21 protein-coding genes are annotated in these 25,433 nt (G+C 46.2%); 17 read left to right on the forward strand and 4 right to left on the reverse strand.

Annotation, left to right across the window (positions count from 1 at the left end; translation table 11 throughout):
- Positions 1 to 252: 252 nt before the first annotated feature.
- From nikA to MH215_RS14050, 6 genes are all read left to right on the forward strand, one after another.
- Positions 253 to 1,803: a nickel ABC transporter substrate-binding protein gene (gene nikA, locus MH215_RS14025; protein ID WP_239290947.1), complete on the forward strand. Its 1,551-nt coding sequence runs from the start codon at positions 253 to 255 to the stop codon at positions 1,801 to 1,803.
- On the forward strand, positions 1,803 to 2,750 hold the full coding sequence (nikB, locus tag MH215_RS14030) for a nickel ABC transporter permease (RefSeq protein WP_239290948.1): 948 nt from the start codon (positions 1,803 to 1,805) through the stop codon (positions 2,748 to 2,750). The genes nikA and nikB overlap by 1 nt, the downstream gene beginning before the upstream one ends.
- Positions 2,747 to 3,601, forward strand: coding sequence for a nickel transporter permease (gene nikC / locus MH215_RS14035; protein WP_239290949.1), 855 nt, complete (start codon positions 2,747 to 2,749; stop codon positions 3,599 to 3,601). Before nikB ends, nikC begins: the two co-directional genes overlap by 4 nt.
- Positions 3,598 to 4,398 carry an ABC transporter ATP-binding protein gene (locus MH215_RS14040; protein ID WP_239290950.1) on the forward strand — a complete coding sequence of 267 codons (801 nt, stop codon included), beginning with the start codon at positions 3,598 to 3,600 and terminating at the stop codon, positions 4,396 to 4,398. The genes nikC and MH215_RS14040 overlap by 4 nt, the downstream gene beginning before the upstream one ends.
- Positions 4,395 to 5,186 (forward strand): ABC transporter ATP-binding protein, encoded by a 792-nt coding sequence (locus MH215_RS14045; protein ID WP_239290951.1) that lies wholly within the window; start codon positions 4,395 to 4,397, stop codon positions 5,184 to 5,186. The genes MH215_RS14040 and MH215_RS14045 overlap by 4 nt, the downstream gene beginning before the upstream one ends.
- Positions 5,187 to 5,579: 393 nt before the next feature.
- A complete protein-coding gene (locus tag MH215_RS14050; protein ID WP_239290952.1) occupies positions 5,580 to 7,085 on the forward strand; it encodes a malate:quinone oxidoreductase in 1,506 nt (501 codons plus the stop codon).
- A gap of 185 nt (positions 7,086 to 7,270) precedes the next feature.
- Here the strand turns inward: MH215_RS14050 and MH215_RS14055 are convergent, their stop codons facing one another.
- Together MH215_RS14055 and MH215_RS14060 are read right to left on the reverse strand one after the other, a co-directional pair.
- On the reverse strand, positions 7,271 to 10,420 hold the full coding sequence (locus MH215_RS14055) for an ATP-binding protein (RefSeq protein WP_343224582.1): 3,150 nt from the start codon (positions 10,418 to 10,420) through the stop codon (positions 7,271 to 7,273).
- Between the two features lie 85 nt (positions 10,421 to 10,505).
- Entirely contained in the window at positions 10,506 to 11,594 is a 1,089-nt protein-coding gene (locus MH215_RS14060; RefSeq protein WP_239290954.1) for a hypothetical protein, read from the reverse strand.
- A gap of 429 nt (positions 11,595 to 12,023) precedes the next feature.
- On the opposite strand from MH215_RS14060, the gene MH215_RS14065 reads away from it, so the two are divergent.
- The gene (locus MH215_RS14065) at positions 12,024 to 14,138 is read left to right on the forward strand and encodes a TerD family protein (RefSeq protein WP_239290956.1); all 2,115 of its coding nucleotides are present in this window, start codon (positions 12,024 to 12,026) and stop codon (positions 14,136 to 14,138) included.
- 393 nt (positions 14,139 to 14,531) lie between these two features.
- Positions 14,532 to 16,157, forward strand: a complete 1,626-nt coding sequence (locus MH215_RS14070) for a rhamnogalacturonan lyase B N-terminal domain-containing protein (protein WP_239290957.1) — start codon at positions 14,532 to 14,534, stop codon at positions 16,155 to 16,157.
- A 163-nt stretch (positions 16,158 to 16,320) separates the two neighbouring features.
- On the opposite strand, the gene MH215_RS14075 is transcribed toward MH215_RS14070, so the two are convergent.
- Entirely contained in the window at positions 16,321 to 16,938 is a 618-nt protein-coding gene (locus MH215_RS14075; protein ID WP_239290958.1) for a hypothetical protein, read from the reverse strand.
- Between the two features lie 199 nt (positions 16,939 to 17,137).
- Between MH215_RS14075 and MH215_RS14080 the strand changes: the two genes are divergently transcribed.
- The 6 genes from MH215_RS14080 (at position 17,138) to MH215_RS14105 (ending at position 21,168) form a co-directional block, all read left to right on the forward strand.
- Positions 17,138 to 18,010 carry an AraC family transcriptional regulator gene (locus MH215_RS14080; RefSeq protein WP_239290959.1) on the forward strand — a complete coding sequence of 291 codons (873 nt, stop codon included), beginning with the start codon at positions 17,138 to 17,140 and terminating at the stop codon, positions 18,008 to 18,010.
- Between the two features lie 182 nt (positions 18,011 to 18,192).
- Entirely contained in the window at positions 18,193 to 18,807 is a 615-nt protein-coding gene (locus MH215_RS14085; RefSeq protein WP_239290960.1) for a hypothetical protein, read from the forward strand.
- A 45-nt stretch (positions 18,808 to 18,852) separates the two neighbouring features.
- Positions 18,853 to 19,158, forward strand: a complete 306-nt coding sequence (locus tag MH215_RS14090; protein ID WP_239290961.1) for a hypothetical protein — start codon at positions 18,853 to 18,855, stop codon at positions 19,156 to 19,158.
- A 149-nt stretch (positions 19,159 to 19,307) separates the two neighbouring features.
- Positions 19,308 to 19,568, forward strand: a complete 261-nt coding sequence (locus MH215_RS14095; RefSeq protein WP_239290962.1) for a hypothetical protein — start codon at positions 19,308 to 19,310, stop codon at positions 19,566 to 19,568.
- 15 nt (positions 19,569 to 19,583) lie between these two features.
- Positions 19,584 to 20,102, forward strand: a complete 519-nt coding sequence (locus MH215_RS14100) for a hypothetical protein (protein WP_239290963.1) — start codon at positions 19,584 to 19,586, stop codon at positions 20,100 to 20,102.
- 85 nt (positions 20,103 to 20,187) lie between these two features.
- A complete protein-coding gene (locus MH215_RS14105) occupies positions 20,188 to 21,168 on the forward strand; it encodes an SMI1/KNR4 family protein (RefSeq protein ID WP_239290964.1) in 981 nt (326 codons plus the stop codon).
- A 240-nt stretch (positions 21,169 to 21,408) separates the two neighbouring features.
- Here MH215_RS14105 and MH215_RS14110 read toward each other — a convergent pair whose 3' ends face one another.
- A complete protein-coding gene (locus MH215_RS14110; protein WP_239290966.1) occupies positions 21,409 to 21,906 on the reverse strand; it encodes a DinB family protein in 498 nt (165 codons plus the stop codon).
- A 329-nt stretch (positions 21,907 to 22,235) separates the two neighbouring features.
- Between MH215_RS14110 and MH215_RS14115 the strand changes: the two genes are divergently transcribed.
- The 3 genes from MH215_RS14115 (at position 22,236) to MH215_RS14125 (ending at position 25,282) form a co-directional block, all read left to right on the forward strand.
- The gene (locus MH215_RS14115; protein WP_239291345.1) at positions 22,236 to 22,937 is read left to right on the forward strand and encodes a dihydroorotate dehydrogenase electron transfer subunit; all 702 of its coding nucleotides are present in this window, start codon (positions 22,236 to 22,238) and stop codon (positions 22,935 to 22,937) included.
- Entirely contained in the window at positions 22,918 to 23,850 is a 933-nt protein-coding gene (locus MH215_RS14120; protein WP_239290968.1) for a dihydroorotate dehydrogenase, read from the forward strand. The genes MH215_RS14115 and MH215_RS14120 overlap by 20 nt, the downstream gene beginning before the upstream one ends.
- Before the next feature lie 277 nt (positions 23,851 to 24,127).
- Positions 24,128 to 25,282 (forward strand): response regulator, encoded by a 1,155-nt coding sequence (locus MH215_RS14125; RefSeq protein WP_239290970.1) that lies wholly within the window; start codon positions 24,128 to 24,130, stop codon positions 25,280 to 25,282.
- Positions 25,283 to 25,433 lie beyond the last annotated feature (151 nt).

Consider the following 25,433-nt stretch of genomic DNA (forward strand, 5'->3'; position numbering starts at 1 on the left):
TACTGAAGATACGGTACTTCATATATTCTAAAATCGTATCAAGTTATGGCTGAAAGTTAATAGGTGTCTTTTAATCACCCCTCAACCCCTCATATGTAACAAAAAACATGAAGAATCCGCTCTCATTAAAGAGACGGATTTTTTGGCATTTCACCACCAAACTATCGCTTGTCAAAACGTAATCATTACGATATGATAATACTCATTGTTTACAAATCATAATGATTACGATTAAGAGAGAGGGGCATTACCTTGAATATAAAGTCACCCTTGCTGGTGCTAGTTTCCCTGGCCTTGGGCGCTGGATTGTTGAGCGCTTGTGGATCATCTGAGTCTAGCCCTGCTGCACAGTCATCATCCATCGACAAAAACGTACACTTCCTATATAACTTCTCTACCCGTTCACTGGACCCTCATGTGGACTCAAGCTATGTACCGCTTCGCGCGGGTATTACGGAGACGCTGGTGCGTCTGGATGAAGAGAATCTGACGGTTGCCCCATGGCTCGCGGAGAGCTGGGAGAGTGAAGATGGTCAGCACTGGACGATTGACCTGCGAGATGATGTGACGTTCCAGAATGGTAAGCCAATGACAGGGGAAGCAGTGAAAGCCTCGCTTGAACGCGCGTTAGAAGAAAATGTAGCCATCCAGAATGCGCTCAAGATTGATACGATCGTAGCAGAAGGCGACAAACTGGAGATCACGACAACGCAGCCATTCCCGGAGTTTGCTTCCGAGCTAGTGAATCCGAACACGGCCATTATTGACGTGAGTGAGCCAGATATTGTGAACAAGCCGATGGGTACAGGCCCATTTAAACTCACTTCATTTACGCCAGGCAGTAAGCTGGAGCTAGACCGTTATGATGCATATTGGGATGGTGCTTCACCGCTCGACTCCGTGACATTCTCGTTTAATGAAGATGCGAATGCTCGCTCTCTTGCACTGAAATCCGGACAGGTTGATATCGTATATCGCCCAGAGGTGGAGAGTCTTGATTCACTGCAAACGATAGACGGCATGAAGGTGGAGTCCACATCGACATTCCGTGTGCATCAGATGACGATGAACATGGAGCGTGAGAGCATCAAGGATCTGAATGTACGCCGTGCGCTAGATGCACTTATTGACCGTCAGGGTATCGTGGACACAATCCTGTTAGGTTACGGTGAACCTGCGATTGGTCCATTCCTACCATCTCTGCCGTTTGCACCAACCTACACGGATGCTACAACAGAGTCTGGAGCAGACGTTGCCGTTAAATATCTGGGCGAAGCGGGATACAGATTACAGAATGGTGTGATGACCAAAGACGGCAAACCGTTGCAGCTTACACTCTTAACCTATTCTTCTCGTGCAGATCTACCCCTGATTGCTCAAGTGTTCCAGTCTGATGCGAAGAAGATTGGCATTGATGTACAGATTCGCCAGATCGACACACCAGAGGATTACATGGCGTCCAACCGTGATTGGGATATTGCTACCTATAGTAATCTAACGGCTCCACGTGGTGACGCTGGGTACTATCTGAACGCTACATACCATCCAAAGGGTGCGCTTAACTTCAGTGGATCGGAAGAGCCGGAACTGACGAAGATCATCGATGAGCTGAATCTAACCGTTGCGCCGGAGAAGCGTGCGGAGCTTGCTGAGAAAGCCGCAAATTACGTGCATGATAACGTACTGAATTCATTTGTATTGCATCCGGGAACTATTGTGGCTTACAACGGCAAGAAGGTTAAAAACTGGGTGACGACGCGCAGTGAGTATTACATGATTAGCAACAAGCTGGATGTGATGTAATGTTTCGCATTGTTCTGAGAAAGTTTCTAGAGGTATTCATCTTTCTATTATTCATCATGTTTGTGAGCTTTCTCTTCATCCGCCTTGCTCCCGGTGATCCGGTACTTACCATCCTGAATGTGGATGAACTATCCGTCAGTCAGGAGCAAGTCGAAGCGATGCGAGAGGAAATGGGATTTAACGACTCACTTCCGGTGCAGTTTGGTAACTGGCTGCTTGATTTCGTAAGGCTCGACTTCGGTGTATCCTATTCCACAGGTCAACCGGTAATGCAGACGTTAATGCGGGCACTCCCCGCTACAGCGGAGCTGACCATTGGTGCATTGCTGGTGATGCTGCTGATCGCTGTGCCGCTCGGCTCTCTGTCAGCACTGCATCGGGGTCGATGGATTGATCAGGTCAGCCGCATACTGTCCATCGTTGGGGCAGCGGTACCTAGCTTCTGGCTCGGCTTGATCCTGATTGACATGTTCGGCGTTCGCTTTGGCAGTCTGCCAACGATGGGTCGAGATGGATTCGCCTCTTTGATTCTGCCCTCTCTGACGCTGGGACTTGCGATCTCCAGCGTCTATGTGCGTCTTTTGCGCTCCAGTTTGCTGGACTCGCTTAGCCAAGAATTTGTGCGTTCTGCCCGGGCAAGGGGGCTATCCGAAGCCCGGATTTTCCTGCTTCATGCGTTCCGACACAGCTTGCCGCCGGTCATTACCGTGTTTGGCGTCAGCCTAGGCAGCTTGATTGGCGGGGTTGTAGTTATTGAAGTGTTATTCGCTTATCCAGGCATCGGCAAGCTTGTGGTGGATGCGATTCGCCAGCGGGACTATCCGCTGATCCAAGGTTATATTTTGATCATGGCGATCGTGGTATTCGTTGTGAATACATTAGTGGACTTATCTTACCGTTATTTGAACCCTGAAATGAAACTCAAGGAAAAGGAGGCTCTCCGATGAAAACGATATCCCTGCGTAATCCAGTCACAAAATCCAAAAAGCACAGCTGGCAGGCGATTATCGGCTTGTTATTTGTGTTGCTGGTCATCGCGGCCTCCTTGTATGCCTTTTTAGTTCTTAAATATGACCACACCCTCACCGATTTACGAGGACGATTGCAAGGTGCTAGTGCGCTCCATCCGCTCGGCACAGATCACCTTGGGCGCGATGTGTTGACCCGCCTGCTGCTTGGTGGCAGTCAGACACTCGGGTATAGCCTGCTTGCTCTTGGTGCAGCACTGTTAATTGGTATTCCGTTCGGCCTGATCGCTGGCTACAAACGTGGCTGGATCGATAAGCTGTTCATGCGAATTGCAGATGCGTTCCTCGCCTTTCCGGACACGATTGTTGCGATTGTATTGAGCGGACTACTGGGTGCGGGCATCGGCAATCTGGTACTGGCCATTGTTATTGTAAAATGGGTTAGCTACGCTCGCTTAGTTCGGAGCACCGTGCTCTCAGAATCGCAGAAGGATTATATTCGTGTAGCAAAAACGAATGGACTTTCGGATGGACGCATCATGAGGAAGCACCTGCTTCCCCATATAGCAGGTCATGTGCTTGTGCTGGCGAGCCTTGATCTAGGCAAAATCATCCTGCTCATTTCTTCCCTGTCCTACATCGGACTCGGAGCACAGCCGCCAACACCGGAATGGGGGGCCATGCTGAATGATTCGCGTCCATACTTCCAATCTCGACCTGAGCTGATGATCTACCCGGGTCTTGCAATTGTATCCGTTGTGCTGCTTGCAAATATGCTGGGTGATTATCTGAGAGATCGGTTCGATGTGAAAAAGGAGGTGCAGTCATGATTCTCTCCATTGAGGATTTGAGCATCTCCAGCCGAGATCGTACGATCGTGGATCAAGTTTCCCTCGCTGTTCGCGAAGGGGAATTCATGGCTCTGGTTGGACAGAGTGGTAGTGGCAAAAGCCTGCTCTCGCAAGCCATCGGTCAGCTCCTGCCGCCTAACCTTCACGCATCAGGACGCATTCTATTCGAAGGCAGCAATCTGCTTGAACAGAAGCCGAAGCAGATGCGGGCTCTGCGCGGAAGCCGGATTTCTTATATTTTTCAAGATTATCAGGGAGCATTTACACCTTTTCGCAGCATTGGCGGGCACTTCGATGAATACCAGAAGGTACACGGGGAAAAGTCTTCTGCGGTTCGCAAGAAACGTGCCGAAGAGGCATTGGAATCGGTGGGTCTGGATGCGAAGCTACTACGCCGTTACCCATTCCAACTGAGCGGTGGTCAGCTTCAGCGAGCATCCATAGCAACATCGCTGATGTTATCGCCTCGGCTGCTGATCGCAGACGAAGCAACAACAGCACTGGACAGCGTGTCTGGACATCGCGTGCTGGAGTTGCTTGCACGCAAACAGGCAGAGACAGGCTGTGCCATTCTGTTTATCACGCATGACTGGCGTCACGTTCGCCGCTATGCGAATCGCTTGGCGGTCATGAAGGAAGGGCAGATCGTTGAGTCAGGTGGTAAGCATCGTATTCTTGATCATCCCCAGCATGAATATACACGTAAGCTAATTGAGGCGGCTCCCGTCCTGAGTCGCTCGTTGAAGTCGGGTTTGAAGGAGGCTGAATTGGAATGAAGATCACGCCTAATAACTCAAATGATCCCGTACTTCGTGTGGAAGACCTCAGCCGCACTTATGCTGGCGCAGAACGTCCAGCAATCCAGAACGTTTCCTTTTCAATACAGGCGGGTGAGTGCCTGGGTCTTGTTGGTGAGAGTGGATGTGGCAAAAGCACACTTGCCCGCTGTTTACTCCGGATAGAAGACGCAGATCATGGCAAGATTCTGCTTGGTGGGCAGGACATTGCACGGCTAGCTGGACGCCGCCTGCGTCCCCATCGCCGCAATATTCAGATCGTATTCCAGAATCCATCTGCGGCTCTGAATCCGAAGCTCAAAGTTGCAGATTCACTCATCGATCCCTATGAGCAACTTGGTTCGGGTACGCAGCTGTCTCATTTCACTTATACATCCAAAGAGGCTTATATCCGCCGCTTACTTGAAGCTGTCGAGCTTCCGGGAGAGCTGGCAGAACGCTACCCACATGAACTGAGTGGGGGCCAGCGACAGCGCGTAACAATTGCACGATCCATTAGCATTGAGCCAGACGTCGTTGTGCTGGATGAGCCAACTGCGAGTCTAGATGTCATCTCGCAAGGTGCCATTCTCCAATTGCTGACCGATCTGCGCACTTCACTGGGGTTATCTTACCTGTTCATCTCACATGATCTGGCTGCTGTACACCGAATGAGTCAGCACATTATGGTTATGCAGGATGGGCAGATCGTAGATCGATTTGGTGCGGATGCGTTGTTCGCCGAAGAGCGCCACCCGTATACAAAGGAACTAATCTCGATTTTCTGAATAGAATAGATAGTCTAATGGGAATGAGCTGTATGGTTGGATGAGCCGCTTTGTGAAGTTTATAAAGCGGCTTTTTACGCACTCTTTTTTAATCAACGGGTCTGCGAACATCCCTGATTAGGGATAATAAATAGCGCTGGGGATAGGTGATGAACAAATAAATCTTTCAGCCCTATAACCGGGCTAACCATTGCACGCAAACTAGCGTATACTGAGGGAATAGCAAATATCTTGAAATTGCATATTTAAATTGCTCTATATTATTGATACACTAGATCAAGGTTATATTCATACAACAGAAGGTGCGATCCCGTTCGAAAATGGGCTTGCTGCAATGCCAAATCGATAACGCTTACATCCTTTTGGCAAATATAGGATATAAGGACGGTAAACATGAGCCAGGGACAAACGAGTACAGATGTTATCTTGATTGGTGCCGGAATTATGAGTGCAACTTTGGGAACTTTGCTGAAAGAATTGGCACCAGACTGGAATATCAAAGTTTTTGAGAAGCTTGCCAGTGCAGGGGAAGAGAGCTCTAACGAATGGAATAATGCCGGAACTGGGCATTCTGCGCTCTGCGAACTTAACTATACCGTAGAACGACCAGACAAATCCGTGGATATAAGCAAAGCCATCAAGGTGAATGAACAATTTCAAATCTCAAGGCAATTTTGGTCCTATCTCGTCAACAGCAATCTGATTCGTAATCCGCGGGACTTCATCATGCCGCTACCTCATCTAAGTTATGTACATGGGGAGAACAATGTCCAATTTTTGAAACGACGCTTTGATGCGTTATCAAACCACCCTTTATTTGAAGGCATGGAGTTCTCGGATAATAAAGAAACATTGGCGGAATGGATTCCACTGATGATGAAGAATCGAACTAGCAATGATCCGATTGCAGCAACTAAGATTGACTCTGGCACGGATGTTAACTTTGGTGCTTTAACGCGCATGCTGATCGAACATTTGAAAAAACAAAATGTAGATATCCGCTATCAACATAGCGTGAAAAATATGAAACGCACAAGTAACGGAGCATGGGAAGTCACTGTGAAAAATGTAAGAAGTGGTGCAACCGAGCGTCACACCGCCAAATTCGTATTTATTGGTGCCGGCGGCGGTAGCTTGCATTTGTTACAGAAAACCGGTATTCCAGAAGGCAAACACATCGGTGGGTTCCCGGTGAGTGGTCTTTTCATGGTCTGCAAAAATCCGGAGATCGTGAATCAGCATCATGCCAAAGTGTATGGCAAGGCTTCGGTCGGGGCTCCACCTATGTCGGTTCCGCATCTGGATACCCGATATATCGACAACGAGAAATCTCTGTTATTTGGGCCATTTGCCGGGTTCTCACCGAAGTTCCTGAAGACCGGTTCGAATGCTGACTTGATCACGTCCGTGAAGACCCATAACCTCTTAACGATGCTCGCAGCAGGTGTCAAAGAAATCTCATTGACTAAGTACTTAATCCAACAGCTCATGTTATCTAAGGAGCAACGTATGGAGGAATTACGAGATTTTGTCCCAGGTGCCAAAAGCGAGGATTGGGATATGGTCTGGGCTGGACAGCGTGTGCAGGTTATTAAAGACACTGTTCAAGGTGGCAAAGGAACACTTCAATTCGGTACAGAAGTGGTTACAGCTGCGGACGGCTCGATTGCGGCTTTGCTTGGTGCTTCGCCGGGCGCCTCTACTGCTGTTCACGTTATGTTAGAAATTCTTGCCAAATGCTTCCCGCAACATATAACGGATTGGGAGCCGAAGATCAAAGAGATGATTCCTTCTTATGGTGTGTCACTCGTGGAGAACATAGATCTGCTACAGGAGATCCATTCGGCCACTTCGAAGGCACTGGGTCTATCCGATGAGAAATTAGCTCTTCTCGTATAGAAATGAAGCACGAACGATTATATTTAGGCTGACGGACATCCTCAAAACGTAATACAGTGTTCTGTCGCCCAAGCCAAATAGCTAAGCCGGTATATAAACCGTGCTTAGCTATTTGACGTTGAGATCGTTATGTTAACAGATGCTACCTCCGCTATTGCACTCTGCTCTTAATGACGCTCTGCAATTTAACTCAGACGATCATCACGACGCTTAGGAATGGAGAAGGAGACGGTTGTCCCCTGCTCAGGTGAGCTGACGATGCTCAGACCTTGTCCATACATCTGAGTTAACCGACGATGTGTATTGGTCAAGCCAATACCTCCGGTTCGCCCTGAGCCCTGCTTAGGCCATGCCAACGCTCGCTCGATCTGCTCAGGCTGCATTCCCACGCCATCATCTATAATCTCAATGAGCGTAGCAGTAGCTTCGTGACTGATCCGGATGTGAACTGTTCCTCCAACGACTTTACTTAACACACCATGTCGAACTGCATTCTCAATAAGTGGCTGAATGGTTAATGGTGGCAGGAATAGGTTCAAATCATCGGGAATATCCCAGACCACGCTCAGCCGCTCTTCGAAGCGTTCCTTCTCAATATAGAGATAGGCACGGGAAAGGTCTAACTCGTGTGAGATCTCAACCATTTTCTCCGAATTGACGAAATGGAAGCTCGTCTGCAAATATTCAATAAAGGCATCGCCTAACTTCTGCATCCGCTCTGTATCAATCTCACTCAGAACCATAATGGAATTCAGCGTATTGAATAGAAAATGAGGCTGAATCTGCGCTTGTAAGTAAGCAGCCTCCATACGGAGCCTTTCATCAATCGATTGCTTGAGTACAATTAATGATCTAATCCGGTGCTTCATCTCAACCGCATCTACAGGCTTGGCAATATAGTCGGTAGCTCCTGCCAGAAATCCAGTGTAGATATCCGCAGGCTCATTACGTGCTGTAAGAAGTAGAATAGGTAACTCCGACACGGATAGACGCTCTCGCACCTTCTGTGTTAGTTCGTACCCAGACATCTGAGGCATCATCACATCCGTAATGAGAAGATCCCATGTTTTCGTATCCAGTAGTTGCAGTGCTTCATTCGCTGAGGCTACGAATTGGACATGGTAAGGTTCATCGGCAAGCATTGCGCGGAGAACACGCAGATTGACGGGATCATCATCAACCGCAAGAATGCTAGCCATAGGTTGGTCAGAATACGGCGAGCTTCGATGTGTGTTTTCTGGCGCAGGTGGAGCCACGAGTATCGGCTCTACCATCAATGCATTTTCGCTCGTGATCGGTTTCTCGGTGTGATCTGGCTGAGCTGGTTGTGAGGACTGGTTTTCTGGTGGGAACAAAATAAAGAACGTGGTTCCTTGCCCCAGAATGGATTGCACACTTAACTCGCCACCATGCAGCTCAACAAGCTGTTTGCATATGCTCAGACCTAGACCGATTCCACCGCTCACCCGAGCTTCGGGCGTACCTTGTTCATAGGCTTCGAATATTCGCTTTTGCGTCTCCGGGCTCATGCCAATTCCCGAATCGGTGACCTGAATAAGTACCTGTCCCCTAACTTCACTAGCGGAGACGGTTATTGTACCTTCTTCCGTAAATTTCAGAGCATTGTGAATCAGGTTGTATAGAATCTGAATCAGTCTTCGTTCATCTGCCATCAACCGAGGCAAGGTATCTGGAACGTCCATAACCAATTGAATGGGCCTGCCCTCAGCCATAAATTTGAACATATCGACGACGCCCGTCACGACAGATGCAAGCCCAAGGGGCTTTTTATGCAGCGTAATCCGATTTTCCTTCAGTCGAATGACATCCAGCAGATCATCTACCAGCTGTGACATCCGGCGACCAATCGTAATGACCAGATTTAGATTTTCGACATGGTCACTAGAGAGTGAACGTTGATCAGTAACGGCGATGCTCTCTGCAATGTTAATAATCCCATGTAGTGGTGTTCGTAGCTCATGTGCGGTATTAGCGAGAAATTGATCCTTCTGCCGATCTTCTTCTTTCAGTTGTTCATAGAGACTTTCGATCTCGGAAGAGTTACGGAAGTATTTTTTGAACCAGTACGCAGAGAACCCAAAGATCGCTGCCAGCACATCGATCGGATAATATACATTGGTAACTTCACTGATCGAGTTCACGAGCCCCCACAGCACACTAGATAGGCTACAGGTTGCGGCGAAGAGCAGAAAGGTCGCGTCACTGCGCTTTTGAGCGGCCATTTTGACAAATAGATAGACAGACCAAGCGATTGGAAATAGATACAGCGCATTGGAGAAGCCCAGTTCAACCGGATAATAGATGAGGTGAACCGGAGCTACGAGTAGGAACGCACAATAGCTTCCAAGCAAGCCAGCATATATACGGAACATGATTTCAGCTCGGGAGCTATTCGAGAAGCTACGAGCCATCATTAGCAAGAAAAATGAAAATAAAGGATAGGAAAGAGCCTTTGCTTTGACCATCCAGGTGAAATTGAGTGGTAGCCAGCTTAATAATAATCCATCATGATCGGAGACCACCGTCATTGCTGCAGATAGAGTCAGCAGGGAGAAGATGAGCAGCCCTCGTTGTTTACGATTGAAGAAAAACATTAAACCTGCATACAGACTATGCAATAGTAGCGCGGCAAAGGTGATTTTTTGCAAATCAATGGAGAGCCCATGTTCACTTGCTATAGCTTCCTCTGTACCAAAATAGACTGAGCGTATAATTCCCCCGTTAAACGGGTCATCAAAGTTAGCTGTGCGTACGATGATCTCAAGCTCTGTAGCGCCATCGAGATTATAAGCAACAGTGAAAGTTGTCCTTTCTGGTTGATAGTCTTGGGCTTGGGCAGCAGGATGTCCGTATTCAGCGACCACCGTGCCGTTAAACTCGACGATGGAGGAAGCCTGAATTTTCTGCGCCCAGAGAGCGACTTCCTTAATCGAAGGGTCGAGAAGAATACGTAACCGATAGGTTCCATACCCATATGATTCTGAATGAGACATCGCACTACGCCAATCACTCGGAACGTTAATCGTTGGGGCGGATTGGTCTAACGGTAACGTATGCTGCGTCAAGAACTCACTCGGATAAAACTCCCATTCGCCGTCCAGCGAAAGAATGGGAGCTTCGGCAAAATTCCAACCGCGAAGATCCAGCACACCATGCTCAGGATAAGGTTGTTCTGGCATGGCGAAGGACTCGGCCCATAACCAGCGGAATCCGAGTAGAACGGACAGGAATAGAATCGACATGACGACATATCGAGGGATGAGTTTACGAATGAACGGTTTCATAGCTGAGATAAGTTCGACATATTCCTGCAAAATCCTGCATGAGATACATAGGCCGCCTTATTTTGAGACAGATATTACAGAGGCACAGATTGTGAAGATATAGCTTCTAAGCGAGCTATGATAAATAGATGCTTCTCGCTTCCTCGCCAAAGTGTGCAATAACATCCGGGTAGGTGCTAATGTCGATCTGCTTCAATCGCATGATTCTCTGAATGAAGATGGTATCCGTAAACATTTTATTAATGATGACCCCGCACCAAGTCGGTGTGCTGCCGAAGTAATCTACCAATGTGTGAATCTCATCAAACTTGAAGTGCAGAATGTAACATACATAGTTCTGGAGCAGTGTGGTGAAGCAATGTTCGCGGTACAGCGTGGAACGATTTTCAGCTAGGAAACCTCTCATGATCTCGAATAGCGCCGAGGCATCGTCTTCGTATAGCTGTAGCATCAAATCCACGTTGTTAATCAGCTCTACCACCGCTTCCAGTCCTTCCTCTGAAGGTATGAGTAGCGGTGATGACTTGCCCTCAATGATGCGTAATAGCTCCAGTGTGAGGTGTTTGCTGGCTTGGATGTCGTCAGGATTGATGATGAGGTCATCACTATATTGATCCCCATGTGCACTGTAGTGGTCATGAAGTGCTGTGAAATAATGCTCTAATGAGATGTTCGTTTGGGTATGGACTAAGCGCTGGTCATTGAATGAACAGGCATAGAGTGTGTCCTCGTTCACGGGATGGGCGTAGAGATAGAAAAAGAAGAAAAAGTCGCGTAACTGGTGTTTCTGTTCTTCGCTAAATCGTGATACCACACTACAGTGAGATAATTGAAAGAAGCTATAACTTTTCATCCTATCATTCATGACGTTGTAGTCATTCGTCGGGCGGATCGTCAGTGTGCTGTTGATCGTGAATAGTAGGTGATACAGGATGAGTTCATCATAGACATCAATCTGGTTGAACCTCTTGGCGAGTACCGGCTGCCAGTCTGGATTTACAACATAGCGGGCGTCTCGCGGTTGTAAATCGTACATCCAACTGGTAAAAGATTCCTCCGGTTCACGGATAAAAGATAACTCTGCGCAAATATCCTCATCCAAGCTGTATCGGAAGGCTCCCAACGGAGCAGGCTGCATATCCTGTTTGAATTTGATTTTAAAATATTCATAAATGAACAACTGAATTCGTGGCTGTATCTCCATTGATCATATCCTCGGTTCCTATAGGAAGTGTACTGTCTTTCTAACTACATCTTCTGGTAAACGCTGTGCATTCTGTTCGTTATTAGGAACGATAGCATTCTGATGGATATTGTTCAAGCAGTGCATCTTGCCATTCCAAGATCATCTCAAGTTCATTGCGTCTGATTTCAAGTCGTAATACTTTTGCCCTGTTGGAAGTTCATGGAATCTGAGATGATGGGTTCACCAAAGGTTCGGGTTAAGAACTTCCGACCTTCGGCCTTCAGGCTATTGCGATCCTTCCTTCTACCATCATATTGAGATAATAGGGTCGCAGCTCTCCTGAAGGATTTTATGTCAGAGAGGAGGCGTCCAGGCTATTACATTCCTTCCTTCTACCCCTAACCTTTCATGTTATTTAGGGATGTGGCTTTCCTGGACTCTTTAATCATGAACAATACAATCTATTTGCGTAGAGCAAACAAACTTATAATTGAGCCGAGCGAATGCGAAGGGCAGAGACAGCTATCCAAAACGATTCTGGCGACAGCCCTCAAAAATGTGGAAGCCCTTGGATACACCTTCTCCAATGAGTTGATTCAAGTGGTAAAGCAGTTGTCCAAGGAGCAATTTGAAGCATTATATACACAGCTTATCCGTGATCTAAAAGTCATGGTAGGTGCCCATGTGGCGTACAAACCGATGTATCCAGGGTTCCCCCTGCAAGTGATGGAGGAGAATGAGGCAGATTTATATCTGAACGCCATCATCTACTATCTGACCCATGTAACCGCAGAGCATCTGGACCAATCATCGGTGGAGAGACCACCTTTGTTGGAGCATAAGAAGCTGAAGGTGATTGGTCTTGGTACCAAGCAAGCGTTCCAGACGCTAATTCGCCAGATGATCGAAGCCAAAGGTTCCATTTCGCAGACAGACAAGGAAGATATCGATACAGTGCTGGAACATGCAGATGCATGTGAAGTGGATGCCATTCTACCTGCCGAAATTCCGTTCAAAGAAAATGTAGGCTTCGTGGTTGCTTCATTATTGAAGCACGAACAGGCCAATATGGAGCGAATCGGTCTGTACTTTAAAACAGCAAGTGATGTCCTCCGCCTGGCGGTTGCCTGGTCGGATGGGGATGTGAGCCTGGCGCTGGCTTCGCCATTCCGTAAATTCAAACGGCGGGAGAGACGTCTACTGCTCAGCCTGCTAGAGCAATGTGGCTCAATTACAGAGGATATGCTGCGATATAAGGATCGCTGGATTCGTCTTGGCGAAATTCTACATCCTTCGGAATATAAGCATCGATATCCGCGATGCCAAGAGGCTTTTGATATTTTGCGTAATAATAAACCGTATTCAACCTTTAACGGCAGCGTAGAGCTTGCTTTTCAATACCGGAATGTGTGGAGTCTCATCGATCTGTTATCACAGCGTCCGGGTGAATTCGCGAGAAGATTAGATCACTTGCTACGGATCACTGAGGATGATGCGTATGTCGTGCTGGCATTCAGCGAGGTTCTACCGCAGGTGTCCACGGCTGTGCTATTACAGGTGAAGCAGCACTTCACTCAGCGTAATGAACCGCAGGATCTGCGTGTCTTTTTCCCTAAAGGCAATGTTGCAAAGGCATTCGCAATCTCGGATGAACTGCCTTATATCGATGAAGCGATCTGCCGTGATGTTGTGCAATTATGTGAACAGGAACTGGTAACGCGTTTTGCTACCCTTCCTCCACTGGGGAAGACGTATGTTGATCCAAGATTGCACCATTATCTGGTGCCCTTCTCCCAGAGATCGGCGAGCAAGGCATTGCATACGATTGTGCGCGGAAGTCGTGTGCCAATGGACGAGGGAGATACGATTCGTTTCTTCAACTGGTGGAGAGAAGGAGTAGTGAATGGTCAATCGACAGGGCGTGTGGATATTGATCTGTCCGCCGTAATGTATGACGAGAACTGGAACTATGTGGAGCATATTTCCTACACGAACCTTCGGTCATCTAAGTATAAAGCCGTTCATAGCGGGGATATTGTGGCAGCACCACAAGGTGCATGTGAGTTTATTGATCTGCACATCCCGTCGATTGTGAACTATGGTGGACGATATGTGGTCGCTACAATGCTATCCTTTACCAGTCATCCCTACTGCGATCTGCCGGAATGTTTTGTAGGTTGGATGATGCGGAAGAAGCCTGGCTCAGGTGAAGTCTTTGAACCGACTACCGTATCTAACAAAATTGATGTCACCGCAGATACGCAAATTGCGATTCCTGTCATTCTAGATCTGGTAGAGCGTACCGTAATCTGGACAGATCTGGCCCTGTCCCGACATCCAGAGCTGAATAACAATGTGGAAGGCAACCGGAAAGGCATGGTGCTGATGGGCAAAGCCCTTACGACGCTGCGCAAACCAGCTCTACATGATCTGTTCCTGCTCCATGCGAAAGCTCGCGGTGAGCTGGTGGATACGATGGATGATGCAGATACGATCTATTCGGTAGAGCAGGGGGTTACCCCTTATGATATCGAGCTGATTATGGCGGAGTATCTGGCCTAACTTATATAATTTCTTCAGGGCTGTCCTTATAAGTCATACATATGACGAGGGACAGCTTCTTTTTTATAGATTTTTAAAGGATAGATGCAGCATTTTCATTGCGATTTTATGTAATATAATGGTATTATATTGTTGAAATTGTAAAATTACTAATGCAAATGAATGGTATAAGGAGGAGGTGGAAAATCAAGCGACACATGAAATTGAAATCTACTCAATATGCAAACACATACTCACACACAAACACATACTCACACACAAACACATACAAACATCACATGCCAGTCATTATGGACATGCTCACATAAGCTATCTCAATATGAGACGGAGAGAAAGTTTCAATACAATATAATGTAAGCGCTTTATAAATTAGGTTCAAGGAGGGATTTACTCATGGCGAAATGCTTCGTGAAAAAGTCGCTTGGCTTGTTTTTACTTATCGCTTTAATCGTTACAGCTAGTATATATCCAGCATCTACCGGACAGGCGGCTACGATATATGTGAATGATACTGGCTCCAGAATTGAAGTGAATACGGGTTCCGGGTTAGTCTACGTGGTGAACAAAACCAATGGGGACATCATATCAGCCAAAATGAACGGTACGGAGCTAAATAGCAACAGAGGGTCGCATATCGGTTCGGGTCTAGGCTCCTCCGCCAATGTAACTTGGAATACCTCTCCTTCAGGATCAACGGTGTTAATCACGGTATCCACGAGCACCCTAACCCACTATTATGCTTCGCGTGGTGGAGAGAACATTATTTACATGGCAACGCATACCACGGCTCAACCTTCCATTGGGGAATTACGTTACATTTTTCGCGGTAATGGCAGTGTCCTGACAGGAGTTCCTGAGCATTCAAATAATCGAGGCAACACAGGAGCTATTGAGAGTCAGGATGTATTTGGTTTCGCGAATGGTCGAAGTGCTTCTAAATATTATGGTAATGACCAGGCCAAGGATTTATCTGTACGCGGGGTTACAGGGAATGGTGTTGGTGTATTTATGGCCTACGGCAATCGAGAAAAGAGCTCTGGTGGTCCATTCTTCCGTGATATCCAGTTTCAAAGTGGGACAGAGACAGAGGTGTATAACTATATGAATTCTGGACATGCACAGACGGAAGGTTGGCGAGTTGGTTTGCATGGACCATACGCTTTGATTTTTACAACAGGTGGTACGCCTAGTGTTCCCGATTTTAGCTGGATGTCTGGCTTGAATCTGCAGGGCTGGGTATCGAGTCGAGGAAATGTGGTGCTGAATGGTCTGTCGGGAATGGATACGGGTTATGCTTACACTATCGGGTTCGCCAACAGCAATGCCCAGTATTGGGTGGGGACGTCTGCAAGTGGGGCAGCTGCCAAATATGGCATGATTCCAGGAACATACACCATGACAGCCTACAAGGGAGAACTGGCTGTATATGAGGAGACGGTTACGATCACAGTAGGACAAACGACGACTCTGAATACACGTACCATTAACAATGATCCAAGTAAAGCCTCTAGCATCTGGCGGATTGGTAACTGGGATGGTACACCACGGGAGTTCCTTAATGGACAGACAATTCCGATCCGTCACCCTTCCGATAGTCGCAATCCTAGCTGGGGACCGGTTACCTACGCTACGGGGAGTGCAACCAATCGCTTCCCGGCAATTCAGTTCCGTGGCGAAAACTCTCCGACTGCAATTACGTTTAACTTGAATGCGTCTCAAGCCGCCACTTCTCATATGCTGAACATTGGTATTACTGCGGCATACAATAATGGCCGACCCAGTATCACGGTTAACGGGCACACGTTATCCAACCCTGCCGCATCTTCACAGCCTAACTCTCGCAGTTTCACCATTGGTACCTATCGTGGAAATAACACAACGTTCAGCTGGAATGTTCCAGCATCTTACTTCGTGAATGGTTCCAATACGATCACGATTACACCGATTAGTGGTTCCAGTGACTTGGGTAACTGGTTAAGTGCGGGTTGGGTCTATGACTGTGTTGAGTTGCTGAATTAAGTCAAAAGCTCAATGTAATGGAAGATATAAAGGGGTAGCTTACGGTGGTTTTCATAACCGGGTGTAGGCTACCCTATTTATCCTTGTTTTTCTATTGGAGCGACAGGATCGGGTGTGGATGCGTACATTACATTGCCCTGAATCAGAACCACGTGAAATATAATCAGCGAATTAGTTCGATGACTTTAGCTATATTTTCGTTTAAGGATGACATCGTCGTCTCATAGTCTATTTTAATAATGAAATTCTCAGGATAACTCGTAATATTGTATAAGGTTGTACTTTCGGAAGAGCCAGAAGCGATCTGATTGGTGATCTCCTCTAGTAATGCATGAACCTCGTTCCAATCGGCAGGGAAGTCTGCATTGTTCTCTTCAACATCGAAATAGTCTCTTAACTCGTAGACCATCAGGTACAGATTTTGATTCGTTTCGATAATGCGCTGTACTTCGTTCGTATACTCACCATGATCCATTTTCTGTATGATCAACTCTAGATACGTATAATGGTCTGCGCTCATGCCAGATATAAAGCCATCGGAGAAGAATTGAGCTTCATTTCGTGTATGTGCATTGTTCAGGTTCACCAAAAACCTATATATATTCTGAACATGAGCTGAATAATCCGAGTATATGTTCATTTTAGTTTCGTAGATCGGTTGAAGGGTGTTATCCTTTGGCTCCGTGTTGTTTTGATTAAATACATAGAATTGAATTACGTTAGAAATAAGTACTGCAGCAACAATGATGAAGATGTACTTTATTGCATTATTTTTTCTCAATGGTCGTTCTCCTTACATAAATATTTACATGCTTATACATACAACGCATCCAAGGATTAAAAGTTATGATATTTCTACAGAATGTATCGCACTCCATTAACTAACCATATCAGATCGAGCCTACAGAATGGTGCAAGTAAAGTCGGATGTGAATAGAGAGGTTTTGTTATGCTTCCAATAACGAGGGAGGGATGATGATATGGATTCGCTAACGCGCTTAAATGAAGCTCTGAATTACGTTGAAGAGAACCTGCTACACACTGTCGATATGAAAGAGGTTTCCCGGATCGCCTGTTGCTCGGAGTATCATTTTACACGGATGTTCTCTTTTCTTAGCGGTGTCACATTCTCAGAATACATTCGGCGTCGGCGACTGACGTTAGCAGCGATGGAACTGAGTCGAAACGATAGCAAGATCATTGATATTGCACTAAAATACGGTTACACTTCGCCAGACGCATTCACTCGGGCTTTTCAAAGCATACATGGTGTTACGCCTTCTGAAGTACGGGAGCATAGTCCATCGATCAAAGCCTTCCCGCGGATGACATTTCAGTTAACCATTCAAGGAGGAAGCGAAATGAACTACCGTATTGAGGAAAAAGAAGCGTTTCGAATTGTAGGCATTAGTGAACGGGTGCCGATCATATTCCATGGTGTGAATCCGCACATTGCTGCGATGGTTCAGCGTCTTACGCCGGAGCTAATTGGTACCATTAAAGGCTTATCGGACGTAGAACCCCATGGAATAATCAGTGCTTCGATTCATTTCAGTGAGGAACGGATGCAGGAGCAGGGAGAACTAGATCACTATATTGGTACAGCCACAACACAAGAGGCACCGGAGGGTTTGGCACAATTGAAGGTACCTGCCTCGACTTGGGCGGTATTTACCGCTGTTGGTCCATTCCCAAGCACACTTCAGGAGATTTGGGGACGAATCTATACAGAGTGGTTCCCTTCGTCGGATTATGAGCTGAGTGAAGGGCCGGAAATACTTTGGAATGAGCATAAGGATACCACTGATCCGCAATATAGGAGTGAGATTTGGATACCTGTACAGAAGAGATGAGATCGTTTGTTGCCCGATGTGTACATTAGCAGGAGAAGGTGTTCCATGTGTAGAATGGGTGTGAGATTCGTTTATATGTCGGCTAACTGACGTTGATCGCGCAAAACCAATCTAGGGCGTGTCTGAAAACTGCAAAAGACGCAGATGTTGAGGCACGTTCTACACAGGAGGCACCTGAATCGATGAAGAATAGTGGTTTCTATAAACTTAAGTTTCTAATGACACCAGAAGAAATGAGAAGCACATTGGAACTCTTTCAACAGAAGGAATGTCAATTTACTCTTTCGAATTATGCTGCGACCACGCATGATCTAGATCAAGTGTGTGAAGCTTATGCAACCTATTATCAGTATTTTACAGCACAAGAGAAGCCTAACTACCACCCTCATTGGGTGTATTCTGTTGCGTGCAATCTGGACCAACGCATCTCTGGATTTTTTATGAAAAATGAAGGATATAGCTTCCCAGTTCAAGAACAGTGGGCAGAGGATGAATTCCCGTATATCTTGCTCTCGTTGCCAAAAGGCTTCCAAGTTAATCTCCAGGACGAACAGGGAAACTATTATATTTATGAAGATATTCGGGAGCATCTGCCGTTAACATATGCGTTATTTGAAGAGGCTTCACAATCGATCAAAAAAATGACCAAGCCACTTCGGTTCAACGTGTACGCGGGGGTACCATCAGATGTGTTACAGGAGCTGAAGCCTCCGATACGGATTAGCCCAAGTGCAGCCCAAGAGATGGGCACCTCCTGGTTCTTTGAAAAGTATATAATATCCATGAGCGTGAGGTGAGCTATAACGCGGTGTGGAGCATATTCAAGGAAGGATGAGAGCCTAGTGAAACAGGTAAGGCTTCTTGTAATACTGTTATTGTCCGCTGTTATGATGAGTGCCTGCGGCGAAACTACGATGACGACCAGTGCGATTATCTCAGTGGTTGCTAAAGATTCATCTGACTCTGACTACTGGATTGACGTTCAAAATATAGACGACCCCGACCAAGAAACGATCAAACTGCATATAAACGACGAGAATACATGGAATCTTATTGAGATCAATCAACACTACACGGTTACTTACATGCGGGATAAGGGCTCGACCGAGGGGGATTTATCAACTATTAAGAAGTCGGAGTCGGAATAATTCAATGTCACAGGTTCATGTGCCACGATTAGAAATGGGGGTATTAAACGGAAGCCCTGAATCTTCAACTAGATGAAGCATGCATCTCATCATTACATATATCGCAAGAACAACTAGAAGTAGTAATTCAACGATGGGATCAGACCAGAATGAGCATAATGATTGCTCACTACACCAGGTTATACGAATATAACTCATTAGGCAGAGAGATCAATACTGTTAATGTACTGCGTGAATCAGAACTGCTTGAGATTGAAAAAAGAGAATTGAAGGAAATGGATCATGATCCAGAAGAATACGTGAATCTAGTCCACCTCCAGTTCATCGGTTTTAGCGATCTTCCTCTATTAGATATTATTGTCGACCCATCAAGAGTGAAGGTAGATCAGATAATGCAGACGAGAATTTAAAATGGGGGTCATAGGATGTTCAATATGAATTTCGACATTGGGCAGATCCGAGATTACTATGACGCAGAGCTACACGAATATGATTACAACTATTTATTGAGTTTAGGTGTGAGCCGTCATAATGCCAATTTTATGATCGAGGTTGGTATACCCGCACAATTAGATATTTTTGTATTCTATGAATTAGTCCATTTTCAGAAATGCACCTTTGATGGTGAGTCTTTTATCCAAATAGGCCATTATAGTTTTAGTCAGTATGGGCTATACCTTAAAGAAGGTAGTAATGGACTGTACGCAAGCTCTTCCTTCTACGAGCCTCATGTATATAAGCTGAACCAAGATATGAAGACATTCTTCTTATTTCATCTCGTTAGGAACGAAGTAGCGATGCAAATGAGGCAGGAAGGCAAATATACTACATATAACTATGCTGATGAGTTACGTGAAATATATAAAGAACTTGATCCAATTGCAATGAACGATGTTGAAGGGTACTGGTCACATCTGATTGAGGATTACGAAACTGGATTATGAGTTCTTGCTTAACTGGAGACGAGCATCTGGAAAGTGGTATAATTTTCAACAAGTTGTTTAACGTGAATGAACGGGGAGGATAACCATGAGAGACGATCTGTTGGTTCAGCTAGAAGAGTGGCATGAAGAGGATAAATATCAGAGCATCGTAGATGCAGTTCAAGCGATTCCTGCGGAAGAAAGAAATTACGAGTTGGTTAACCATCTGGGGAGAGCGCTGAATAATATGGAGCGTTATGAAGAGGCGGTTGAACAATTCCTTACGGTTGCCGAAGAGGGCAAAGACGACGCTTTATGGCATTACCGGATTGGTCTAGCCTACTACTATCTAGAGCAATATGGTCGTGCAGAGGAAGCTTTTGAGAGATCGGATGAACTGGAACCTGGAGATGAGGACACCCTAGAATTTCTGGAGTGGATTCGAAACAATGACAGTGATGAATCCGATGAGGAGACAGAAGCTGAAGAAGAGTCTGAACCTGATCATGAGTCTGAACTTGATTCGGAGTCTGTAGAAGAGATTACAACCTCTGCGCCTACAGTGACAACAGTTCAGCTTAATGAAAACTTCGATCCGACCCACTTCTGGAATGATAGTGAGCAGGCTTTGGAGCAATATGTATCTAATCCGCCAAGCGAAGGTCTCATTGCTTCGGTAGAAGAGGAACTGGTATTCAGACTACCGGAGTCCTATGTTGAGATGATGAAAAACCACAACGGAGGCGTGCCGAATAATCGATACTTCCCAATGGGTGCAACAGATTCAGGTGTGGAAGAATATATCGAGCTGAAAGGTATCTTAGGGATCGGCAGAGAAAACCCAAATTCATTATGCGGTTCAGCAGGCAGCTGGGCTTTAATTGAACAGGGTGGCTATCCAGAATTCGGCGTGGTATTGAGTGAGTGTGCTTCTAAGCCCGGAGTAGTTATGCTGGATTACCGTTCAGCAGGCAATGATGGGGAGCCTGAGGTCGTTTATGTGGACAAAGATAATCAATATAAGGTGACGACACTTGCGCCAAACTTCGAGACCTTTGTTCAGAGCCTTGTGAATCGAGAGGTCTAAAACCCCAAGGTAAGGGAGAGGTCAACTGGAGGGACAAGGATTCCGCATCCCTGAGAGTGGACAAGCTCCAGTGTGAGGGGTTAGGCAGCATTGTGAAAATAAAGATCGAGGACAGTGCCTTTAAATAGGGCAGAGTCCAGTATAAAGTGAACTTAAACAAGTCAAAGCAATCTAAAAAAGCCGTAGCAGGAGTGAATGCTCCTTCTACGGCTTATTGTCTTATCTACGCTCCACGCGGAGTTATGCTGGATAACCGCCTCCAGGGGGTGGCCATGCACCATAGAAACGACGTAACAGCACAATCTCTCCTAGATGATAGGAGTTGTGTGATGCAATGTTGCGCAGCAATCCAGCGATCGTCTCACCTGGGAAATACGGCAATGTGTCATCCAGTTGAGCTGTCTTTGCAATAGTTACCGCCTGATCAATACCAGCTAGAAAAGCCTGGATATCTGCTGTCCACGTCGCTTCATCCTGCGGTCCTGTCTCTTCAGGCCAGCTCTCCATAACATTGGCAGGAAGCTGTGGCTTCTGTCCCTCGATATGTGTCAACATGAATTGTTGCCAGTAGTGCATGTGTTTAACGAGCTGATAGATCGTGTACGGCATATGTTCATGAACGCGCCCGGCGAGCTCCACGCTGATGTCGGGTAGAGCACGAGCAATGGGTAGATGCCCACGTTCCCCGACGAGTGATTGTACCAAAGCTTGTCCAAACGATTGATTTGTATCCGGCATGCGGAGTCATCTCCTCTAATTCTCTAATTAAGTTTGTCACCTTAAGAGTAGTATACAATTAAATTTTGCAAAATAAAAATAGGGAGAAAGAGCCACCACACAACCAGTGTTTCAGAATGATCATATTGAAAGAAATAGTTTACCGTTAGTATGGATCTAAATTAGACAGGTCATGCTACACAACCGATGGGATGAGTAATATGAATGCGCATCGCGTTATGATGATCCAGCTGCAATATTTAATCTATGGTTCACAATGTGAAACCTGTCACGTACTTTTTGCCCCGTTTGCGATATAGTGAGTGGTTAATGGAGGGGTTATATTGGCTATGGCTATGATCATTTCGAATAAAGCACTTGCTCCGCACATCTATGTGATGAAAGTACAGGGGAATTACAGCGGGAAGATGGGGCAGTTCTACATGCTGCGCATTGGCATGAGTTATCCATTGCTACCTAGGCCAATCAGCATTTATGACATCGGAGAACATGACATTTCTTTTTTGTACCGCGTTGTTGGAGAAGGGACACGGCAGTTATCGAAGCTATTGCCTGGTCAGGAGATTAAGCTGGAGGGTCCGTTCGGGAATGGTTTCCCACAGGTCGAGGGGAGCTTGGCTCTCATTGGAGGTGGTATGGGCACAGCCCCATTACTGCTGGCTGCTAAGCATTACCCTCATGCTCATGTCTATCTGGGATTTGCGGAGCAATCCTTCGGTGTTGAAGCCTTTCAGGCTGTGGCAGCTTCTGTGCAAGTGAAGGTTGGTGGGAGTATTGTGGAGCTGGTTAATCCAGCGCATTACAAGTATATGTTCTCCTGTGGCCCGACTCCCATGCTTCAGGCTCTTGCGCTGCAAACAGTAGGGAGATCTTCTCGTTTATACATTTCCGCGGAACGGCATATGGCTTGTGGCATTGGTGCGTGCTTGGGTTGTACAATTCGCACCCGTACAGGTAATCGTAGGGTCTGTAAGGAAGGGCCTGTATTCCCCGTTGAGGAGGTGGAGTTGGATGATCTCTATGGCATGTAATATCGCAGGTGTGTCTATGAAAAATCCGATCATTATGGCTTCAGGTACGTATGGATTTGGACGTGAATATCAGGAATATGTCGCGCCTGCCCTATTGGGTGGCATCGTTGGTAAGGGGTTAACCTTGCATCCGAAGGACGGTAATCAGGGTGTGCGAATCAATGAAACGGCGTCTGGCTTGCTCAATAGTGTAGGTCTGGAGAATCCGGGGGTCGTTGCCTTTTTAAAAGATGAACTGGATGAGATGACTCGCTGGGATACGGCAGTAATTGCCAATATAGGCGGTGCCAATCTGGAGGAATATGTGCAGGCTGTTGCCCTGATTACGGAGAATGCACAGAAACGGCGTACTATGAATCGCAGGGGAGTGGATATGCTGGAGCTGAACATCTCTTGTCCCAATGTGAAGCAGGGAGGGATGCAATTCGGCGTTCAGACAGAAATGGCGCGGGAAGTGGTGCGACAGGTGCGTAACGTAACAACACTCCCGCTGGTCGTTAAGCTATCGCCTAATGCAGAGAATATTACAGAGATGGCGATCATGTGTGAGAAGGAAGGGGCAGACGGCGTATCCCTAATTAACACCTTTTCAGCGATGAAAATTGATATCCGCCGTCGCCGGAATGTATTTGAGAATACGTACGCAGGTCTCTCTGGGCCTGCGATCAAGCCGATTGCGCTACGAATGGTGCATCAAGTGGCTCAGGCGGTATCTATCCCAGTGATCGGCATCGGCGGAATTAGCTCTGTCGAGGATATTATTGAGTTCACGATGGCAGGTGCGGCAGCGATTCAGATTGGAACCTATAATTTCGTTCAGTTGCGGGCAGGAGCGGAATTGGTAGAAGGTCTTGAACAGTGGATGCAGCGGGAAAAGGTGAATTCGTTGGATGAGATCCGAGGAATCATATAAGGGACGAAGGGCTTCTATCCTCATTTAGTTCATATAAATGTAAAGCTGTTGTTGGTAGGCATACCGAGGACAGCTTGTTTGGCGTGAATTCATATGGATTCATAGACAGATCATTTGATGGATAGTATTGCAGATTTATAGACCCTGACCTATATTAAATAATAACAATTGTAAACGTTAAAAAATAAAATAGCGGATTGAATATGAATAAGAGAACTGTAAATTTTTGTGTTATGATAATGTATCTCAAGACTTCGGAATCAAGGAGGAAGCTCCTGTGAAGGTCATATTAGTTGACGATGAACGTTTAGCATTGATCGGTCTTCAGAAAATACTAGAGAAAGAAGTTAGTGGGGTTGAAGTTCTGGCTACCTACTCTGATCCAACAGAGGTAATGACGGGGGTCATGATACAGCGCCCTGATGTGGTGTTTCTGGATATTCACATGCCAGAGATTGATGGTCTAGAGCTGGGCAGGAAGATTCAACAGGCAGCACCTGATATCGAGATTATTTTTGTGACCAGTCATGATCAATATGCTGTGCATGCATTCGATTTACAGGCCTTAGATTATGTCATGAAGCCAATTAAGAAGGATCGTTTCCAGCAGACGTTAAGCCGGGTAAGGGAAAGATTGAATTTGAAACGGGAGCAAAAGGGAAGGGATACAAATACACCTCTCATTTGTAGTTTTAATCAGATTCAATTCAAGCTACCTGGTCAGGAGCCCCAGACGGCCAAGTGGCGTACAAGTAAAGCCCAGGAGCTCTTCGCCTATCTGCTGCATCACCGCAATCAGATTATCCATCGAAGTACCTTACTTGAGCTGTTATGGCCAGAGCTGGAAGAGGATAAAACGGTACATCAGCTCTACACTGCGATGTATCATGTTCGCCAAACCCTCAAGGCTTGTCATATGGATATGGTTACGATCCAGAGTGGACACCTGGAAGCTGGGTATCGTCTCGAATTAGGCGAAGCGCAGCTCGATAGTGAGCGGTGGGAGCAGGAAGTCAAGCAATGGAAGAGCGTGGATGCGAGCACGGTGGATGCTTATGAGCATGTACTTGGGTTATACAAAGGTACGTATCTGGGCAACTATGAGTATATGTGGGCAGAGCCTGAACGGGAAAGATTACGGTATCTGTGGTTGTCTCATATGAGACAGCTTATCCACTATTATCAGCAACAAGAGCTGCATGAGAAGGTCATTGAGAATACACGCCGGATTCAGCAGTTGTTGCCTGATGAGGAAGAGAGTTATTTTATCCTTATGAAGTTATATGATGAGTTAGATAATGATTATGGTGTAGAAGAGCAATATCGCCTGCTAACGACTAGAATGGAACAGGATTTAGAGATTCCGGTCAGTCAGAACATCAGGGAATGGTACGAGGATTGGAAGCAGGGTTTAACGAAGATTCGAAAATAGTATCAGGGCTCATCGCCGCATCTCGCAAGATCGAATATCGTATCAACACAGATCGTTGTGTTGTCATATATGCTTAAGACTTAAGACCGGAATTCACTTTTCTCGGTCTTTTTTTGATGGTTAGAAGATGGGTTCCCTTATTTTAATTATT

Source organism: Paenibacillus sp. ACRSA (assembly GCF_022346845.1).
GTDB lineage: Bacteria > Bacillota > Bacilli > Paenibacillales > Paenibacillaceae > Paenibacillus.

Excerpts from the sequence above, each read along its gene's own strand:
- nikB (WP_239290948.1), top strand. The coding sequence starts at position 1,803 with ATGTTTCGCATTGTTCTGAGAAAGTTTCTAGAGGTATTCATCTTTCTA.
- nikC (WP_239290949.1), top strand. The coding sequence starts at position 2,747 with ATGAAAACGATATCCCTGCGTAATCCAGTCACAAAATCCAAAAAGCAC.
- MH215_RS14040 (WP_239290950.1), top strand. The coding sequence starts at position 3,598 with ATGATTCTCTCCATTGAGGATTTGAGCATCTCCAGCCGAGATCGTACG.
- MH215_RS14045 (WP_239290951.1), top strand. The coding sequence starts at position 4,395 with ATGAAGATCACGCCTAATAACTCAAATGATCCCGTACTTCGTGTGGAA.
- MH215_RS14050 (WP_239290952.1), top strand. The coding sequence starts at position 5,580 with ATGAGCCAGGGACAAACGAGTACAGATGTTATCTTGATTGGTGCCGGA.
- MH215_RS14060 (WP_239290954.1), bottom strand. The coding sequence starts at position 11,594 with ATGGAGATACAGCCACGAATTCAGTTGTTCATTTATGAATATTTTAAA.
- MH215_RS14065 (WP_239290956.1), top strand. The coding sequence starts at position 12,024 with ATGAACAATACAATCTATTTGCGTAGAGCAAACAAACTTATAATTGAG.
- MH215_RS14070 (WP_239290957.1), top strand. The coding sequence starts at position 14,532 with ATGGCGAAATGCTTCGTGAAAAAGTCGCTTGGCTTGTTTTTACTTATC.
- MH215_RS14080 (WP_239290959.1), top strand. The coding sequence starts at position 17,138 with ATGGATTCGCTAACGCGCTTAAATGAAGCTCTGAATTACGTTGAAGAG.
- MH215_RS14085 (WP_239290960.1), top strand. The coding sequence starts at position 18,193 with ATGAAGAATAGTGGTTTCTATAAACTTAAGTTTCTAATGACACCAGAA.
- MH215_RS14095 (WP_239290962.1), top strand. The coding sequence starts at position 19,308 with ATGAGCATAATGATTGCTCACTACACCAGGTTATACGAATATAACTCA.
- MH215_RS14100 (WP_239290963.1), top strand. The coding sequence starts at position 19,584 with ATGTTCAATATGAATTTCGACATTGGGCAGATCCGAGATTACTATGAC.
- MH215_RS14105 (WP_239290964.1), top strand. The coding sequence starts at position 20,188 with ATGAGAGACGATCTGTTGGTTCAGCTAGAAGAGTGGCATGAAGAGGAT.
- MH215_RS14110 (WP_239290966.1), bottom strand. The coding sequence starts at position 21,906 with ATGCCGGATACAAATCAATCGTTTGGACAAGCTTTGGTACAATCACTC.
- MH215_RS14115 (WP_239291345.1), top strand. The coding sequence starts at position 22,236 with ATGGCTATGATCATTTCGAATAAAGCACTTGCTCCGCACATCTATGTG.
- MH215_RS14120 (WP_239290968.1), top strand. The coding sequence starts at position 22,918 with ATGATCTCTATGGCATGTAATATCGCAGGTGTGTCTATGAAAAATCCG.